This window comes from Peribacillus saganii (assembly GCF_003429095.1).
Classification (GTDB): domain Bacteria; phylum Bacillota; class Bacilli; order Bacillales; family DSM-1321; genus Peribacillus; species Peribacillus saganii.
Window position 1 is genome coordinate 168,630 of record NZ_QVTE01000008.1, and the last position, 14,142, is coordinate 182,771.

Below are 14,142 nucleotides of genomic sequence, written 5' to 3' on the forward strand. Positions count from 1 at the left end.
AGCGAATATCTTAAATGAGCGGAATTATTTTCGTAAAATGTGCGCGACTTTTCGTATTGGTCTGTACAGTTAGTTGAAGGAAAAAACGCGGGCGACCGCAATCCAATAAAACAAATCCTTAGGAGGAAGCGAAATGGAAGAACGAAAGGTCTTTGACAAACGAAATCCAACGGAAGGAGAACGAAATTTTATACCGTTACCAAGCGACGCCCGCCACTATATTCACCACGCGAAAATGAGCGCCGATAAACTGTTTTTGTATGCGCTAATAATCGACCACTGGAATCCGAAAGACGGTTACGCTTGGCCGAGCGTGGAATCACTTGCGGTTAAGTATGGTAAAGCACCGGACACGACAAGTCGCCATCTGGAGGATTTAAAGGCGGCTGGACTTATTGATTTTCCGGAAAAAGGCTATTACGTACCGCTTATTCCGTTAGATGAGGCTGAATTTTTCCGCCAATTTCCGGATGCAGACGCAAGGTATAGAGAAACCATTAAGCGATATGATGAACGGAAGCAAGCGGGGCGGGAACGTATGAGGCTTTGGAGATTGGCAAAAGGGTACGTGGATTAATTTATTCCGGTACACCTAATCATGCGGGGTACAGAGAGCCCTACTTATGTGTTAACTAGATATAAATAACGAGATTTAAAGAACGAGACTTAAAAACATTTGCGCCGAATAAATTCGTCGCTACGGTTATTGATATAACTTTATCGGTGAAGAACTTATTCAAAGAATAACAAAAGGAATCGGTACACCTAATTAACCGCGTACCATAAACAGGAGGGAGAATTATGAAGTTTAAAGAAGCAGTTAGGGAGTTTCAACTAACTAATGACAGGACAGTTATCGAACGGATCATTTCGCATCTGCAACTTGATTTCTTGGCGGGTGAATCACTGACGGAGCCGGAACACTATATCGCCATTAAAGTGAAAGCGCAAATATGGCCTTATCTTCGGAATGCTCGGAAAGTGCGCCGAGGGACGAAAACGGCATGGTATCGCTTTATGGACTTGATTAACGGCGATGATTACCATGCAGACGGGTTTATCGGCCTCAATAAGAAGTACGGCCTTAATCTTACGCGCGAGAATAACTATCAAATACCGCTATATATTAAGGATCAAATGAGCGAGGACTTTCTCGCCGAGACTGAAGAGGCAATTGACTTCTGGAACGAGTTGCACCGCAAAGAGGATGAAATGACCGAGGAGCTTTATAATGAGGCGCTATGTAATTGGGCGGTGCCGGCCTTAGAATACGCCATGGAACGCGTAGATACGGAACGGTCTGATAGAGAAATGGTTTCATATATTAACCGCGCATTCTACACTAAATATGTTGAGCTGCGAGCCACTTCGCAGGGATTAGTCCGCAAACGTGAGGATGGCCGCTGGGTTTATTATCAGCCGAAGCAGGATTTTGACGAGGACAATTATCGCAATCAAGAAATTATGCAAATGATATTCAAACGCAAAGATTTTCGCTATCCTGAAGCGTGGGACAGGTTCCGCATACTTACGAGGCGCCAGTACGAATTGCTCGGAAAGGTCGAGGAAGTAATTCGCGAGGACATCAGACGAAACGATCCGGCTTATTTTCGAGAGAACTATAATCACGGCCAGGTAAAATACACCTACATGGCGACAAAATTAGAAATGAGTTACGAGGCATTTATCAAAAATATGCAAAGAATAGAGAAAAGTATATTCGTAGGGAAATTGTGAACTTTGTCCGATTTATACCTATATATTAGGTTAAGTGGGGAGAAGGATAAATCAAGAATAAATTTACGGCTTTGTACCGATTGCTTAACGGTATAAGGTCGTTTTTTACTGCCGTGGCTTTTGCTGCGGCTTTTTTAATACCAATTTTGGAGGGGTGAATATGGGATTTGAATTAATAACTGTCAACGAGTATTGCGGTAATAACTATTGCGGTTCACAACAAGCGAAACTTTATGAAGATGGCAGGCTTGAATATCTACCGCCTCCAATAGTAACGGAGGAGGAGCCATCAAGTGGATGAAGAATTTGACCTTATAGAGCAGTTTTACTACGAGGCGGGGAATTTTGTTTTATTCTGCACGAATATCAAGACGTACCAAGCTATGACGGAAGAGAAAAGAAAAAAACTGATCGAAAAAATGACAATCATGGTGTGTAAAGCATTTGCGCCAAGACGAAACTATGACATTTCCAAAGCTGAAATAAGGGAGTTTGTGAAAGTGGTTATAGAATACGAGGTGGATAGAATGCAATGAAAAATTCAAAGTGTGAATACAACGGAAAAGAAATAACGGTTGAAGAGTATTTCGAAAAACGTGGAGTAAAGGCGTTTGAAAAGGCGCTTAGGCAACAAGCGGCCTCTTGCTCACTGTTTCGCGACGGAAACTGCTTAATGAGCGATGAGCCTTGTAAAGTACTTAACGAAGGCTTTCCCACGCATCCAAAACGGCGGTGCATCGTATTTGAGCGAATGGTATTGCCTGCGGATCAGAAAACTCAAGCCGACTATTGGGCGGTTTTTGCCGGGGAGGGACTGAGCCAAGTGGAAAAGCGAAACTGCGAAGGCTGCGGCAAGCCCATCGATGCTGACTCACCTAATCGCCGATATTGCGGACCATGCAAACGTGTAGCTGAGCGAGCATCTAAACGCAACCGAATGAGGCGGTATCGGGAAGGTAAAGAGGACTTCTAGTAGACAGTTTTAAGACGTCAAAACCGTGTCAAATCAACGTTTGCAAAGACCAAAAAACGGGAGGTAGTATAAATGGCTTCAAAACCGAAAAAACGTACTCAAGACCGTCTACAAGTGATTGTCTGTTTGTCATGCAATAAAATGCCAGCGAATGAAAGAGACACTTTAGTTAAGGTGTCCGACGGGAAAAGAACGCAGTTTATCAAGTTCGGAAGACGTGTTTCACTCGGCCGGATAATGCATCAGCTTCCAATAGTTTTTATGGACCGAGCCTATGACGAAAGACGAAGCAGGAAAAGGGCATGACATCGGAAGATAAGTGCATAAATCTGCTAAAACAAATAGCAATGTTAAAAGACGAGCGCCAGGGCCAGCGAATCATCGATGCGATAGAAGGACGGCCGCCTGATGAGAACTATTACGCTGAGGTTAGCCGAAAGATGGCAGTCTATGACGCTAAGATACTGGCTATCTTGCAGAAGGGCAGGAACTAAATGCGTAAATTCCGAGTGTATTACAAGCATGCTGGCGGAATGATCGGTGTCGGTATTGAGGAAATGGAGCAAATAAACGGCCGGGGTCACATTGCCGCAATTGCTTCCGTTTTTATTCCGGAGTCACTTTCCGACATTGAAATAGTATCGCGTCTGATTGATATTTGCGGGGTAGGCCAGGATGAATCATTTGTCTTAAAATTGTCCCGGACTTTGCCAACTCCGACAATGGATCGGCTAAGGTCGAAGCATCCAAACGTAATATTCAAGCGGACAAACTTTCGCTCACAAGCAACTAGCAAAGAACTTTGCCATGACGCATTAACACGAAAGACAACGGTAATCGAACGGCTGAACCACGAAGGAACGGGGCGATGTGATGATTTATAGTAGAAACTTAATCGCAGACAGTGAGCCGGAGTACAGGCATACAACAGTAAAGACGAAGCAAGTGCCGGAATACAAAGAGCCTTCGCGTGAAGTGACGGTTTACAAAAAAGTACGGACTGCGTTCGGTTCGGTTAAGTCTATAGTTCAATTCGATGCAAGGTTGGATGAAACCGGAGAAATATTTCGCAGTGAGTCGATCGTCATAAATAGCTGGCAGCCGCCTAATTCGGCCGCAGTAGGGGTTAAATTATCTGATTTTATTGAGCAGTTAAAGAAAGACGGATACCACGTAAAAATTAATGGTGAGTGAAAAGGAGAATGTTAATTATGAAAACAGTTCAAGAGATTAGGGAGATAGTCGCAAAGGCACAGCAATTACAGCAGGATTCAACCGGTTTGTATCGTTCATTCCAAGATGCTTATAACCAAAAGAAAACGGAAATCGAACTTAACCGGGACTATTCGCCAGAAGGAAAGCGGAAGCTGATTGAATCACATCAGAAGCGGAAAACAATCGAACTCATGCAGCTTGCCCGTTCGCAAAAGGATTTATTTACGAAATATTTGTCTGAGGCTAAGAAAGACGCGGAAAGCATCATATATGCTAAGACGCCGAAGGTCGATCCGGTTAAGCAGGAGCGGTTTGAAAAGCGCTTGGCTGAAGTCAAAACGGAAATCCTTCTTAGTAACGCCAAGAAGGGCAAGGAAATTTTATCGGATTTTCTCAGCAAGGTTGACGAGCAAGCCTTCGCTGCACAAATAAAAGGCGAGTTCGTTTCACTTATTCAGCCAATTTTGCAAGATGCTGGCGCTGAAGCTTACAAGTACCGCCAGGAACTATCCCAAATATTTGAGGACGTAAAATCGCGGTCAATGGATCCGGAAGCAGGCGAGGCTATGCAGGTCGCGGAATATGCGGAATCAGCTTTGGATGGCCGTTTCTTTATTCCATTAGTAGAGGAAAAGGCCGGGGAACACTTGGGCCAGCTTGCAAAAATGTATATTAACAAACCGGAACAATATTTCGCTGATTTTCCGGACGATGACAAGAAGCCATTACCGCCTGGCATGCGTTCTATCGAAGAAGTGCTTGAAGAACAAGAAGCGAAAATTTAATATACGCGCGTTTGCACCACGCGGCCGCACGGAAAACGGCCGGCAGTGGGAGCGCATTGTCATAGTTTTATGACCTCCTGTTTGACGGCGCCTTCGGGCGCTTTTTTATTTATCTAAGAAAGGATGATGAAGAAATGGCAACATATTTACAGGAAGTGCTTATGCACCGAATGGAGCAGTTCGGCTTGGAAGCAACGGAAGCTATACAGGTCAGTCAGCTCAAAACACTTCCGGAAGAAACGAAAGCCAGGCTGAAGTCTTACCGCATGTCACTGGCCTCAGCACGACAGGATGACGACCTGAAAAGTATCGCGGAGAATCTTGATAACGTACTGGATTGCCTGCTTAACGACCAACACGATGCAGGCGTGATGTTTGCGATAATGGCAGCGCATGAGGCCGGCAAGCTAGAAGCGAGGTGGTCAGATTGAGCTTTGACCTTCGTGCTATATTATCTTTGAATAGTAATTCCTTCGTAAGAGGTATGCGTGACGTCGAGCGAGCGACCCAGCGAGCAAATCGCCAAATGGGACTATTCCGTGATAGTCAAGGGCATCTTCGTGATGGCATGGGAAGATTCGCTAGCTCCGCAAGTGTTGCAGAAAAGGCAGTTTCTGGATTCGGCAAGGGCATTAGCGCCTCGGTTAAAGGGCTAACGAACATGAATTCACTTTTAGTCGGTGCAGCTAGCGGATTCGCGGCATTCAAGACTGCCGAAAAGGGATTCCTCGCTACTGTGGGTGCTGCTGCCCAATACGAGTCCAGTTGGGTCACGATAAAGGCGATAATGAACGACGCTAAGAAAGCCAAAGAATATATGGATTTAGTCGACAGGTTCGCTATCGACAGCCCTATCATGGACTCACAAGCTATGCTAAAAAACTCGAAATCTTTCTTAACGACGGAATCCGGGAAAGATTTAAAGCAACTTGAAAAAATGTGGTTAATAGTAGCCCTTCGTATCAGCAATGGTACGTCGAAACTTCTCTAATTGCTGGGAAGTCCTAACGTTAAGCCGAGGATAATCAGCAGCCAAGCCGCAAGAAAAGCGGAAGGTTCAACGACTAGGCGAAAGCCGTAGACTGCAAGCGATTGGCAGTCGAAACGGGAAGCGCCCCTTGAGGGTGTTGATATAGTCTCGTCTCATAAGAAATTATGAGCAGTCCAAGTGACGGCTGAAGTGTAGCGATCTTCAGTGAAGAAAACGCATTAGCAGAACGTATGGCGGCAATTGATCCGATGCAAGGTGTCGAAGGTTAAAAAAATAGCCCTTCATACTAGCGATAGTATGTCGAAACTCCTCTAATTCGGTGGAAACCCTAACGTAAAGCCGAGGGCAATACCGATCCAAGCCGCATTGCGGAAGGTGTAACGACTAGGCGAAAGCCGTAGAACCAAGCGGTTCGAAATGGGGAGCATCCCTTGCGGATGTTGATATAGTCTCTTCTTGCGGGAAACCGTAAGCAGCTTAGGAGCGGCGTAAGGAGTAGCGAATTTACGCGAAGATAAAAGGCGGTTTTTGCATTGCGGGAAATGTTCAGCGGAGATCATATTTCGATGGTACGACGTTTTGAAATGCCGAAGCAAATAATGAACGAAATTAAGAAGATGGATATACCGGACCAATTGCGTGAATTAGATAAGTACTTTAATAAAATAGGAATGACACAGAAGCTAATCGACGAGATGGGCGGAACAACGCTCGGTATATGGTCACAAATTAAAGAGCAGACCGCGGTAATTATGCGTGAAATGGGTAAGCCGGGACTCCAGACGGTCAAAAGTTTCTTGGATCAAATACAAAGCGGCTTGGAAAATGGTAATGCGGATCGCTGGGCAAATATAGGGGCACGATGGATTAACGCAACTCTAACTGGACTAACTAACGGAGCAACCTCTCTATACAATTGGTTTGATTCATTAACAAAAAGCGATGAGTGGAAAACCAAGACGACCATGTTCAGTAAAATTGATTTTTTCGTTGGAGATGTCTATGAGCGTTTCCTTAGTTGGTTGACAAGCGAAAATGGAAGACAAAAGATTGAAAGGACGACCTCAGATTTAATTCAGATAGTTGGGGGCGCATTAAATGCAAGCTCTGAAGCATTAAAGCCGATTGGTGAGCAACTTGGATCAGCGATAGGAAAAGGAGTTCTTAGCGGAATCAAGACGAGCTTATCCGAATGGACCGCGAACCTGCCTTCCGTCGGGGAAGTTCTTTATGGCGCTGGGCAAGGAATCTGGAACGCGGTAGTTCCGGACGAATGGGAAAGTCACGCAAAAGCTCCGTCATGGTTAAGGAACCAAGCGACTGAACTTAAAGTAAGAAAATCATTCCAAAAGACTAAGGCGGAGCAATTGCGCGGCGATGTCGGTCGATATAAAACTGGCTTAGATTACGTGCCGCACGATTGGTTCCCGGCTTACCTTGACAAAGGGGAGAAAGTGCTTACAGCAAGGGAGGCGGACGATTACCGCAAAGGAAAGTCCGGCGGAGGTAACGGATTCACGATTGTTATGAACGGAACCGTTATCCGCGAGGAAGCCGATATTAATAAACTTGGCGCAGCAATAGTACGCGAATTTAGACGAGCCGGAGGTGACGGAGCATAATGGATCCGCAATACAAATACGCCGGAAGATACGAGGGCAGCTGGCGGCATAATATGATCGAGCTGATACAGAGAATGGGTTATAACCCGGGATGGAAGCCAGAAATAGTATTCGTTTCAAGTGTCAATCCGTTAATTTTCAAGAATCCTAGGGATGGTTTTGAATATGCCACCGATGAAATAATGATTAATAAGGATTTATTGCCGAAAACAGAAACGGTGATAATCGATGGGGTTTCCCGCACACTCACCTACCCAAACGAAATAAAGGTTGGCGAAGAGTTTCTTATGTTTTTAAACTACGATTCTCCATACGGCGAAGCGTGTGTTGTAATGCGAGTTTAATTAATGCGGAGGTTGACTTCCTGTATAAAATGGAAAAAATTATATAATTGCTTGTATGTAAAAAACTGAATGGGTATACTGAAATTGTAGTAAAGATAATTTGCTACATTCTAAGATAAGGAGTGTGATTATCTATTGAGCATTAATCTCAAAGAAGCACTGACGATCCATGGTAAATTTATTTGTATCTGTCAAAGGGAATAAGGATCGGCAAAATCTTTTTCAATTCTTTAGGGTTAATAAAATCTTCTCACGATTAGCTCATTAATAATCTCTCCAAATATTTATCCGCGAGGCTCTTGAGGTGGTGCTCAGAGCCTTTATTTTTTTTTCATTAAAAAAAGAGCTGAGTAGAAATCTACATCGCTCTTCCTTCGTAGGAACTGAATTCCCTTATCCGCTTGAAAGGGTTTAAACTTTGTACTACTTTGCGCGAGGTAATATCGCGGGTGGTGCCGCTCCCTCACTCGAGCTTACTTAGATTGCTCATCTCTTTTTTGCTAAAAAACTTAAAACCTACTCTTTAAACATTTTAATTAATTCATCGATGATTGCTCTCGTTGCACCTGATACCATACCACGCAACACCGCAAAACTAATTTCTCTACTCGGTGTAGGTGACTTCTCACGATTGTTTTCCATAATATACTCTCCTCCCGAACCTACTGAAGGAGCAGTACAACCTAATTTTACAATTAATACCTTATTCTGACAATAGACATTCCTATACCTTTCTGCCATTCCGTGTTAATATCCGTCGAACTGGCGAAAATTTATTATGTTGCTGGCGTATGTGCTCGCTATCCATTTGTACATATTTTCGTGTGGTATGTATGTCCGCATGGTCTAAAATCTTTTGAAGCGTAAATAAATCGCCTCCATTGAGAATATAATTTCTTGCGAAGGTATGCCGGAACATGTGCGGGTGAACTCGCTCGATATTTAACTTTCGCTTCAGCCGATTAAGCCGGCGCCTAAAAGCATCGTCCGTTAAAGGGTCACCGAAAGCATTCATAAATACCTGGCAATCCTCGCCGAAATATCCTTGCGTTTCGTCCAACAGTTGCCGCAATCGTTTAGCGACTTCCCGGCTTAGTGGTATCTCGCGGTGCTTACGATTCTTTGCTACTTGCGAAGGCACAAAGGCGGCCAGTTGCCGAAAATCCACCTGATCGGCCGTAAGTGCCAGCGCCTCACCAATTCGCATGCCAGTATCGAGTAAAAGCAATATAAGCGTTTTATCTCGCCATTGTGCATATTGGCTATCGTCATAAGCTGCAAGTATCGCGTCAACCTGTTCATCAGATAGTCCGGGCACTTCCTGGCGCTCATCATCGCGTACTTGTGCAATGTTCGCCGTGGGGTTGTCCGAAATAATTCCTTCATTATATAGGAAGCGGAACATTGTCTTCAGCGTCCGCAAACGTATATTAATCGTAGTGACCGATAATCCTTTTCCTTCCTGTTTGCGGGTATCATCTTCCGCATAAGCCGTGCGCTCAGTCCGCAAGTAATTAATGTAACCGCGAAGGGTGTCAGCGCTAATTTCATCTATATACGTAACCTCAGCGCCTAACCAATCGGTAAGGTAACGAACCACTGCATAATAACCGCCAATAGTTCCCGCCCTAACGCCTTCCGCTTGCTTCGCCTTCACAAATATTTCCAGCGCTTCCTCGATTGTATACCGGACATTAACCGACTGTCGGTCAACGCTAGGCTTCGGGACATTCCTTGTAGCTTTCGGTCCTCTTTCGCCAATATATTTCCGTGCCATAGTTCGTTCAGCCTCCCTTAAGGTTCGCCGTTTGTCCTACGTTCACCATATCCGCGTCCTACAGACAAAGAAAAAACGCTATGTCAACGCCATATGTCACCGATGATTGACCGGATCACATACCGCATTACATAGCGCTTCTTTAACTAGCGTCCCAGATAGGAGTCGAACCTACGACCTACAGCTTAGGAGGCTGTCGCTCTATCCTGCTGAGCTACTGGGACATATTATAAATAAGACAAATTCAATTATATACTGATTGGCTATGTAAATCAAGGGGGATAGTACGATATTTTTTTAATCCCAGCCAGTGTAAAGTAAAGTTCTTTGAAACAAAAGGCAAAAAAACAATTTAACTAAAGTACATCAATGTACCTGAGGAGAATTTAAATATTAATATTAAGTGAGAGAGTTTCCTATTAATCCTTAATGAATGGCTGATCATTTTTTTTGCTCCGATCTTTGTTGAGATTTCCCGGGAATTAATTTAGAGGTATACAGAAGCACTACTGTCCAAATCAACGAAAACCTTTTTCACGGAGTCAGGATAAAAACAATTTAAAAATATCAGGTTGGTTCCAAAAATTGGAGAGATAGAGATAAAAATAAGAATTGGAAGAGTAGCAGACGCCAAAAACATTGCTAAAGTTCATGTGAATAACTGGAAAACCACGTATAAAAACATTTTGCCCTCTGATTATTTGAAGTCCCTAGAAATTTCGATGCAATGATTATTTGGGTCCTGCAGGATAATCCTTCAAGATGAAAAGATGGGTGGACAGCAAATAGCGAAAGAAACTGTAGAAATCAGTGGTAAACATTTTGAAGAAATCGCCTATAAAATTTCACTCGAATGAACATAAAAAAGGCAGATGTTCTTGTTTTTGAAATGGATGCGGCTATGTAATGTTATCTGGAAGCAATATGAAAGGTCCAAAACGCATAATAAACCTCCTGCCAAGGTCTCCGGCAGGAGGTTTTTCAACTATAGTCTGCTTTTTACCAATTGGATAGCATCTTCAATAGTTGTCAAAAGAATTCTTTCTTTAATCAGCTTTTTTCCCAGCTCGATGGCGTTTTTCTTAGCGGTGATTCTTCTGCCGTTATCCTCAATTCCGTCCAGATCCTTCACGTGGGAAAGACCAATACTGCGGCGAATCAATTCACATCCGGCAAATCCAAGAGCATCCTGGAAGCTTTTTTTCAATACAAAATCAAGGTAGCCGTCGGTTCCTGCAAACGTATCTTTATTATCTTCCATCCAAAGTATGGTGTATTGTTCCTGGAATGTTTCCCATACCTGTTGGATATGAGTATAAATTACTTCCCGGTTTTCAGGATCCCGGGCAATGGCCTGGAAAGCAAGATTGGCAATATATTGTCCGATATCAAAGCCGATCGGTCCATAAAAGGCGAATTCAGGATCGATCACTTTTGTCACTGTTCTGCTTGCAAAAATGCTTCCTGTATGCAAATCTCCATGAAGAAGTGCCTCTTGTTCTGTAATAAAGCTCTTTTTTAATTTTGCTGCCTCCAGCTGGACAGCACCGTCATTCCAAAGTTCTCGGACGGTTTCTGTGAGATCTTCTTCAAAGTCATTGGTTTGACTGTCAAAGAAAGGATCTGTGAACACGAGGTCTTCGGTTATTTTACAAAGCTCAGGGTTTGTGAAATTTTTTGCCCATTCCTTCTTTTTACCGTGTCCAAGCCCGTAATCTGAAGTATGATACAAGGTCTTTGCAAGGTATTCACCCACATGCTTCGAAAGCAGCGGATAGTTTTTTCCTCCAATCAGGCCTGTTCTTGCGATGGTTAAATGAGATAAGTCCTCCATAACGGTAACTGCAAGGCGCTCATCGGAATAATACACTTTTGGCACAAAATCCGGTGCAAAGCTGCCGAAAATTTGCAATGCGTTAGCCTCAATGACTGCACGCTTTAGCGTTAGAGGCCAGCTTTCGCCAACTACCTTCGCATATGGAAGAGCCTGTTTAATAATGATTCCTTTTTTTCTATGAACATCTGTGATATGAAAGACGTAATTTAAGTTGCCATCGCCAATTTCCTGGCAATCAAGCAGGCTTGATTTCTCAAATAGTCCTAATCTCCTTGCTAGGGCAATCGCTGTTTCTGAAGTTAATGGCTCATAGCCTTGTATTGTATTGACTGACATGTTTTCATTCCTCCCTGAGTTTTGGAGGCTCCTATTTTGGGCAAATAGAAAAGCCTCTTTCATGTAAAAGAGGCTTGAAGCTGCAGTCTTCTCACCTCTTATCTGCCAGAAAGCATTGCTTTCTGCTGGAATTAGCACCGTGCCTCTTTCAAACCAGTTTCGTTTGAAAGAAATGATGGTCGGTTGCTGGGCTTCATCGGGCCAAGTCCCTCTGCCTGCTCTTGATAAGAGTAATCTTACAATTTAGTTTTTTTCACTTACAATGAATAATAGCAATCTTGAAAATAAATTGTCAACCTTATATTTGAAAATAATACAACTTTTGATATTATGGTACTGCCTTTATTTATAAAACTCTGGCCGTCTATCCTGAAAAATCGGGATTTGCTTTCGAATAGCGATGGACTGTGAGAAGTCTACGGAAGCAGTCAGTATTTCCTCTCCTGTACCTGCTTCGGCAACAATTTCCCCCCAAGGGTCAATAATCATGGAATGTCCGGCGAATTCGTTATTAGGATCACTGCCTGAACGGTTGCATGCTACAACAAAGCATTGATTTTCGATCGCTCTGGTAATGAGCAGAGCGCGCCAATGAGCGAGCCTTGCAAGCGGCCATTCAGCTGAAATGAACAATACCTCTGCACCCTTTGCCGTATGCGTTCGGATCCACTCTGGAAAGCGGATATCATAGCATATGAAACCGGCACATGGAATTTCCCCAAGCTTAAATGATCCATCCGAGCTGCCAGGTAGGAGATACTTATGCTCATCCATTAACTTAAACAAGTGTAGCTTGCTATATTGCTTAACCTCTTCACCCGCTGAATCGACGATAAGCAGGGTATTGTACACTCCGTCAGCCGTTTTATTTGCTACCGAGCCTCCGACGATGTTTACGGTGTATTGCTTCGCCCATTTTTTTAATAGACTAAGAGTTTCCTTTGCATCAGCGTCTGCGATTTCGTCCAGTCTTTCCAAATCATATCCTGTCGTCCAAAGCTCAGGCAGTACGATTACATCCGGCTGTTGAGTCGCTGCCTGTTTTATTTGTTCTTCAGCTCTTTGATAGTTTTGGACTGGGTCCCCGAAAACGATGTCTAGTTGAATGCAAGCTATTTTCCAGTTCATCCAATTGCACCTCTTTTAATTTAAAATTATGTATATAGCCCGGCTACATTTTTTCCTTTACAATATAATATTAACGATATATCATTTGTGACTAGAATTTCAAGAAAATTTAGAGAAGGTGGACATAATGAAAACATTTCCACAATCAGACCTTTTAACAAAGCTGCCTAAGCAGTTTTTTGCTTCACTTGTTGAAAAAGTTGGTAAAATTGCTGCAGAAGGCCATGATGTGATTAACCTTGGCCAGGGCAATCCTGATCAGCCGACACCTGACCATATTGTCAAAAAACTGCAGGAAGCAGCTTCAAATCCGCAAAACCATAAATATTCTCCATTCCGGGGCCAGATGTACTTTAAGAAAGCAGCTGCGGAATATTATAAAAGGGAATATGGAGTGACAGTAGATCCAGAGAAGGAAGTGGCAATCTTATTCGGCGGAAAAGCCGGACTGGTTGAGCTTCCACAATGCATAATGAATCCAGGTGATACAGCCCTTGTTCCGGATCCAGGTTATCCCGATTATTGGTCAGGGATAGCAATGGCTTCGGCAAAGATGGAATATATGCCGTTAACAGAGGAGAATGGTTTTCTTCCAGATTATGAAAAAATTAATTCCGATGTACTGGATAGGGCAAAGCTATTATTCTTGAATTACCCAAATAATCCGACCGGTGCTATTGCCAATGAACAGTTTTTTCAGCAGACGGTTGAACTGGCTGAAAAACATAATATATGTGTCGTACATGACTTCGCCTATGGCGCGGTAGGGTTTGACGGAAAAAAACCAGTCAGCTTCCTGCAAACGCCGGGAGCCAAGAATGTTGGAATTGAAATTTATACTCTTTCAAAAACTTATAATATGGCAGGATGGCGCATTGGTTTTGCGGTAGGCAATGTAAGCGTGATTAACGCAATTGAACTGCTCCAGGACCATATGTATGTCAGCCTCTTTTCCGCTGTTCAGGAAGCTGCGGCTGCTGCCTTGCTTGATTCGCAGGAATGTGTAGACGAGCTGGTGGGAATGTATGAATCCAGAAAAAATACATTTATTTCTGGGCTTCAGGAAGCAGGATGGAATGTTTCTTCGCCTGCAGGCTCTTTTTTTGCATGGCTGAAGGTTCCTGAAGGCTTCACTTCTGAGGAGTTTTCAGATTACCTGCTCACAAAAGCCCACGTTGCGGTCGCGCCCGGAATCGGATTTGGCGAGTATGGGGAAGGCTATGTCCGGGCAGGTCTTCTTGCCTCAGAGGAACGGCTTTTAGAAGCTGTTGAAAGAATAAAAGGCTTGGATATTTTTAAAAGAGCCTGAATGGGACAAAGGTACATTTTCATGAAAACCCATTGACAGAATTTTTGAAAACTGTCATAATTCATAGTGATTTCACCATTTCAATAAT

General features: G+C 43.5%; 19 protein-coding genes, 1 tRNA gene and 1 riboswitch. Of the genes, 15 read left to right on the forward strand and 5 right to left on the reverse strand.

Going from position 1 to position 14,142, the window contains the following annotated elements; genetic code table 11:
• Positions 1-133 precede the first annotated feature (133 nt).
• From D0469_RS03495 to D0469_RS03555, 14 genes are all read left to right on the forward strand, one after another.
• Positions 134-577 carry a helix-turn-helix domain-containing protein gene (locus D0469_RS03495; RefSeq protein WP_117325244.1) on the forward strand — a complete coding sequence of 148 codons (444 nt, stop codon included), beginning with the start codon at positions 134-136 and terminating at the stop codon, positions 575-577.
• A 224-nt stretch (positions 578-801) separates the two neighbouring features.
• The gene (locus D0469_RS03500; protein WP_117325245.1) at positions 802-1,737 is read left to right on the forward strand and encodes a hypothetical protein; all 936 of its coding nucleotides are present in this window, start codon (positions 802-804) and stop codon (positions 1,735-1,737) included.
• 160 nt (positions 1,738-1,897) lie between these two features.
• A complete protein-coding gene (locus tag D0469_RS20945) occupies positions 1,898-2,038 on the forward strand; it encodes a hypothetical protein (protein WP_158553339.1) in 141 nt (46 codons plus the stop codon).
• Positions 2,031-2,273 (forward strand): hypothetical protein, encoded by a 243-nt coding sequence (locus D0469_RS03505; RefSeq protein ID WP_117325246.1) that lies wholly within the window; start codon positions 2,031-2,033, stop codon positions 2,271-2,273. The genes D0469_RS20945 and D0469_RS03505 overlap by 8 nt, the downstream gene beginning before the upstream one ends.
• Positions 2,270-2,710 (forward strand): hypothetical protein, encoded by a 441-nt coding sequence (locus D0469_RS03510; protein WP_117325247.1) that lies wholly within the window; start codon positions 2,270-2,272, stop codon positions 2,708-2,710. Before D0469_RS03505 ends, D0469_RS03510 begins: the two co-directional genes overlap by 4 nt.
• A gap of 72 nt (positions 2,711-2,782) precedes the next feature.
• The gene (locus D0469_RS03515; protein WP_117325248.1) at positions 2,783-3,016 is read left to right on the forward strand and encodes a hypothetical protein; all 234 of its coding nucleotides are present in this window, start codon (positions 2,783-2,785) and stop codon (positions 3,014-3,016) included.
• The gene (locus D0469_RS03520; protein ID WP_117325249.1) at positions 3,013-3,204 is read left to right on the forward strand and encodes a hypothetical protein; all 192 of its coding nucleotides are present in this window, start codon (positions 3,013-3,015) and stop codon (positions 3,202-3,204) included. Before D0469_RS03515 ends, D0469_RS03520 begins: the two co-directional genes overlap by 4 nt.
• Complete coding sequence (locus tag D0469_RS03525; protein ID WP_117325250.1) at positions 3,205-3,594, forward strand: hypothetical protein; 390 nt, start codon at positions 3,205-3,207, stop codon at positions 3,592-3,594.
• Positions 3,584-3,904 carry a hypothetical protein gene (locus tag D0469_RS03530; protein WP_117325251.1) on the forward strand — a complete coding sequence of 107 codons (321 nt, stop codon included), beginning with the start codon at positions 3,584-3,586 and terminating at the stop codon, positions 3,902-3,904. The genes D0469_RS03525 and D0469_RS03530 overlap by 11 nt, the downstream gene beginning before the upstream one ends.
• 17 nt (positions 3,905-3,921) lie before the next feature.
• On the forward strand, positions 3,922-4,710 hold the full coding sequence (locus D0469_RS03535) for a hypothetical protein (RefSeq protein WP_117325252.1): 789 nt from the start codon (positions 3,922-3,924) through the stop codon (positions 4,708-4,710).
• A gap of 134 nt (positions 4,711-4,844) precedes the next feature.
• Positions 4,845-5,141, forward strand: coding sequence for a hypothetical protein (locus D0469_RS03540; protein ID WP_117325253.1), 297 nt, complete (start codon positions 4,845-4,847; stop codon positions 5,139-5,141).
• 95 nt (positions 5,142-5,236) lie between these two features.
• Positions 5,237-5,701: a hypothetical protein gene (locus D0469_RS03545; RefSeq protein WP_142919153.1), complete on the forward strand. Its 465-nt coding sequence runs from the start codon at positions 5,237-5,239 to the stop codon at positions 5,699-5,701.
• A 566-nt stretch (positions 5,702-6,267) separates the two neighbouring features.
• Positions 6,268-7,323, forward strand: coding sequence for a hypothetical protein (locus tag D0469_RS03550; protein WP_142919154.1), 1,056 nt, complete (start codon positions 6,268-6,270; stop codon positions 7,321-7,323).
• Positions 7,323-7,667, forward strand: coding sequence for a hypothetical protein (locus D0469_RS03555; RefSeq protein WP_117325256.1), 345 nt, complete (start codon positions 7,323-7,325; stop codon positions 7,665-7,667). The genes D0469_RS03550 and D0469_RS03555 overlap by 1 nt, the downstream gene beginning before the upstream one ends.
• A gap of 516 nt (positions 7,668-8,183) precedes the next feature.
• On the opposite strand, the gene D0469_RS21835 is transcribed toward D0469_RS03555, so the two are convergent.
• The 5 genes from D0469_RS21835 to D0469_RS03575 form a co-directional block, all read right to left on the reverse strand.
• Entirely contained in the window at positions 8,184-8,309 is a 126-nt protein-coding gene (locus D0469_RS21835) for a hypothetical protein (RefSeq protein ID WP_267897281.1), read from the reverse strand.
• Positions 8,310-8,391: 82 nt separating this feature from the next.
• Entirely contained in the window at positions 8,392-9,444 is a 1,053-nt protein-coding gene (locus D0469_RS03560) for a tyrosine-type recombinase/integrase (RefSeq protein WP_117325257.1), read from the reverse strand.
• A 150-nt stretch (positions 9,445-9,594) separates the two neighbouring features.
• Positions 9,595-9,668: transfer RNA gene (locus D0469_RS03565), tRNA-Arg, on the reverse strand.
• A gap of 761 nt (positions 9,669-10,429) precedes the next feature.
• A complete protein-coding gene (mtnK, locus tag D0469_RS03570; protein WP_117325425.1) occupies positions 10,430-11,617 on the reverse strand; it encodes an S-methyl-5-thioribose kinase in 1,188 nt (395 codons plus the stop codon).
• 95 nt (positions 11,618-11,712) lie between these two features.
• Positions 11,713-11,848, reverse strand: a riboswitch (SAM riboswitch).
• A 111-nt stretch (positions 11,849-11,959) separates the two neighbouring features.
• Positions 11,960-12,745 (reverse strand): carbon-nitrogen family hydrolase, encoded by a 786-nt coding sequence (locus D0469_RS03575; protein WP_117325258.1) that lies wholly within the window; start codon positions 12,743-12,745, stop codon positions 11,960-11,962.
• 127 nt (positions 12,746-12,872) lie between these two features.
• On the opposite strand from D0469_RS03575, the gene D0469_RS03580 reads away from it, so the two are divergent.
• The gene (locus tag D0469_RS03580) at positions 12,873-14,054 is read left to right on the forward strand and encodes a pyridoxal phosphate-dependent aminotransferase (protein WP_117325259.1); all 1,182 of its coding nucleotides are present in this window, start codon (positions 12,873-12,875) and stop codon (positions 14,052-14,054) included.
• The last annotated feature ends 88 nt before the right edge of the window (positions 14,055-14,142 follow it).